Genomic DNA, 3525 nt, shown 5'->3' on the forward strand with positions numbered 1-3525 from the left:
TGTTATAAAACATTTCGATGTAATCAAAAATATCGCTGCGGGCTTCTTCCCGCGTTCCGTAGATCTTTTTCTTTATCCGTTCGCGTTTCAGCAACTGGAAAAAGCTTTCTGCAACCGCATTATCGTGACAGTTACCGCGACGGCTCATGCTCCCCTCCAGGCCGTGTGATTTCAGGAACGACTGCCACTCATGGCTTGTGTACTGACTGCCCTGGTCCGAATGAACCAGCACCTGTTTTTGGGGATTACGCCGCCATACAGCCATCAGCAGTGCGTTCAGGACAATGTCCTTTGTCATCCGGGATTGTATGGACCAGCCGATAATTTTGCGTGAGAACAGATCAACAACCACGGCAAGATACAGCCAGCCTTCGTGGGTCCTGATGTAGGTTATGTCCGTTACCCAACTCTCATCCGGAGCATCCGGATTGAACTGTCGCTGGAGCCTGTTGGGCGACACGATACTGGCCTCGCCTTTACGTGCCCGCGGGCTCCGGTATCCGACCTGAGCCTTTATCCCGACACGTTTCATCAGTCGCCAGACTCTGTTCACTCCGCACTGTTGCCCGCTGTCCCGCAGATCCAGATGGATCTTGCGATAACCATAAACGCAACCGGACTCCAGCCAGAACTGTTTGATCTGTCCCGTCAGTCTCAGATCTACCTGGTGGCGCTGAGAATACGGTTGCTTAAACCAGGCGTAAAAGCCACTGGGATGAACATCCAGCACCCGACAGAGCAGGCGAACAGGCCAGCAACAGGTGTTGTCACGGATAAAGGCGTACCTCAGTCGGACAGCTTTGCGAAGTACGCCGCGGCTTTTTTTAATATGTCCCGTTCGTCGGTAACCCGCTTCAGCTCTTTCTGGAGACGGCGGATCTCGGCCTGAGCATCTGACTCTTCTTTATTAGTGGAAGAATCTGGACCGTACTTCTTTATCCAGGCGTAAAGGCTGTGGGTGGTGATATCGAGACGTGTTGCAACGCTGGCAACAGAATAACCGCGATCAACAACCTGTTTGACTGCTTCAATTTTAAACTCTTCGGGATAACGCTTACCGCTCATGGGCACCTCTCTTTAAGCCATCTTAAATGACTCTGAGGTGTCTGTTAAACCCGTGGCGATTCAGTCAGGCCGTACATCTAAATCGCATTGAAGTAATCATTCGACTGATTTGCTACATGCTCGCCCAGAAGGGCGACCCGTCTGCCGACCAACAGACTGCAGTTCGTTCATAACGAGTTTGACCAATGGCTGTTGCCAGCATCAGTAAGGAAGTGACTATGGAATTTGGAATGAAACGTGTGGTGGCATCTGTTCAGGTGGTTGCCATCCTCAACAGGATTTACAACGGCAGCCCTGTTTCCGTCGCATCTATCAGTAAAGAATCAAAGCTGTCTGTGTCTTACCTCGAGCAGATTTTCTCGAAGCTGCGCAGAAGTGAAATCGTCACCAGCCAGCGTGGCGCTGGTGGCGGGTACCACCTTAGCAAAGCAAACCCCAGCGTGGCTGACGTCGTTCGCGCCGTTACTCACACGCCTGATTCATTTGAGCCCGTGCTGAATGCTCTGGAGTGGGTCCCCGTCGCACAGCTGGCGCAGGGAAAATCCCCTACCCCATAAAGCACAAAACCCGCGCAAGGCGGGTTAAGTACCCGGTCAGCCGACCAAAGCTTTCCGGAACGAGTTTTGACCAATAACCACTACCTTAGGCGGCGATCATCAGCTGCCGGGTATCTTACAATCCTATGGAGCCCGAACGCAATGTTAACGTATGCGTATCTTATTAAAGCCAAAGCGAAAGCAACTGAGGCAAAAAACCTGTTTTGCTGGTTCTCTGCGAAATCAGATTCCCGTGCAGAACGCGAAATACTCAATATTCTCGAAGACAACGATATTGCCGTCGGTCGTGGCGCCGACTATCAATTACCTGTCCGCACCAACTGGTTTGTTGTTGACGATCTTCCTGAGGAAAGCACACTTGATGACACATGGTGCGATCGTTACGAACTGGCAGAAGACCAGCAAACGTGGCAACTGAAACAGAAGCCGGATAATGAAAATCTGGAGGCTTCCAGCCAGCAAAAACCTGAAACCTCCAGTGCCAATGTACCCACCAGCGATGCGCCAGCATTGCTCCGCCCCATATCTCGCCTGCGCCTGTCTCAGCGGCTGATTGCGCACCTGTTAAATGACGGTGAAGAGAAGGAAATCAGTGAAGCACGGCACGTCCAGATCGGGCAAATGGTACTGGACGAAAATGATCTCTATGTACAAAACCTGTTACTGGCCATTGCGAATGTGCGGTCGGTGAAAGAACTTTCTGCTCATGTTGAGTGGAAGCTGGCAAATGCAATAAAAGAAGTCTTTGACCGTGAGCAGGTCTATACCGTTGCTTCATTTGAGCAATTTATTTCCGAATGGATTGAAGAACCAGAAAAGCGGGCTCTTACCGTTCAGGAGTGGGTTAATGATAAGAAAGCACGAGTTGCGGGTGATGAACATGCCACTCCACCTGTAACGCCAGAGCTTATTACCGTTGCGACTCTGCCGCTACGCCAGCGCCTCTTAGCTCAGTTTATTTCTGAAGAATATGCTTACCATATTGATACTGAGCAGAAGAAAACCATTCAGGAACTCGAGCTGGATGTAGATAACAGCTATGTGCAGAACCTGCTGCTTGCCGCCGAGAATGTAGAACCATTCAGGAAAGCGCCAGAGATCGATATCTGGAAGATCGTCAGCGCGCTGAAAACCGTTTTTCCGGTTGATGGAAAACGAGTTGATCTGGTCACCGTTATTCAGTTCTTTAAGGCCTGGTTCAACACTGAACACATTGACCGTGGGCTGCTGGTTAAAGAGTGGTGTAAAGGCAATCGCGTGTCGCAGATTCAGCGCACTGACTCCGGAACCAACGCTGGCGGCAGCAATGGGACCGATCGCAACCCGGAACTTGTCCACACGCTGGACACTCTGGACATTGATATTGCGCTGGCCACACTTCCAATGGATTTCAACATCTACGATATTCCTGGTGGCGTTTTCCGTCGTGCAAAAGAGATCATTTCTAAAAACGAAAGCCCGTTCAAAGAGTGGTCCGCCGCCCTGCGCAAACGCGCTGGCATTCTGGATTATTCCCGCGCCGCTATTTTCGCGCTTATTCGTAGTGCAGAAGAAAACACTCACCATTTCCCGGAACTGCTGAGCCGTTACATCAACAAAAACCTGACTGAAACCGACCACCAGCACCCAACTGAAGAAACCCTGGCGGCAGCCGGTCACGTACCAGAAAAAAGCTGGGAAAACGAGATTAAAGAGAAGTCCACAGCTGAACAGAAGGCAATAACCGAGCAACCAGAAATCGCCAACATGGGCAACGGTGTTTTCTCCATTGATGGCCTGATGGGTAACCAGCCGGCGCCAGCGCTTTCTGTCGTAGACCAGGTACGCCAGCGCGCCGTCGAAGAAAAATTACATCAAGCCAATACCGAGGAAACCACCAGCGATGTGCAGATGGAAAAAACTG

Annotated in this window: 2 protein-coding genes and 2 pseudogenes (1 of these 4 running past the window's edge); 3 read left to right on the forward strand and 1 reads right to left on the reverse strand. The window is 50.9% G+C overall.

The features are described from left to right. A pseudogene (locus JSN25_RS18115) lies at window positions 1-1065 on the reverse strand (IS3 family transposase) (it extends 83 nt beyond the left edge of the window). A 65-nt stretch (window positions 1066-1130) separates the two neighbouring features. On the opposite strand from JSN25_RS18115, the pseudogene JSN25_RS22240 reads away from it, so the two are divergent. The 3 genes and pseudogenes from JSN25_RS22240 to JSN25_RS22245 all read left to right on the forward strand — a co-directional run. Beyond that, window positions 1131-1238 (forward strand): annotated as a pseudogene (locus tag JSN25_RS22240) (hypothetical protein); the annotation flags it as partial. 45 nt (window positions 1239-1283) lie between these two features. Further along, window positions 1284-1622: an RrF2 family transcriptional regulator gene (locus JSN25_RS18120; protein ID WP_225624057.1), complete on the forward strand. Its 339-nt coding sequence runs from the start codon at window positions 1284-1286 to the stop codon at window positions 1620-1622. 141 nt (window positions 1623-1763) lie between these two features. Next, on the forward strand, window positions 1764-3525 hold a 1762-nt coding region (locus JSN25_RS22245), incomplete at its 3' end, for a RecE family exodeoxyribonuclease (protein WP_233638423.1).

Origin of the sequence: Citrobacter cronae, assembly GCF_016893685.1 — a bacterium.
GTDB lineage: Bacteria > Pseudomonadota > Gammaproteobacteria > Enterobacterales > Enterobacteriaceae > Citrobacter > Citrobacter werkmanii.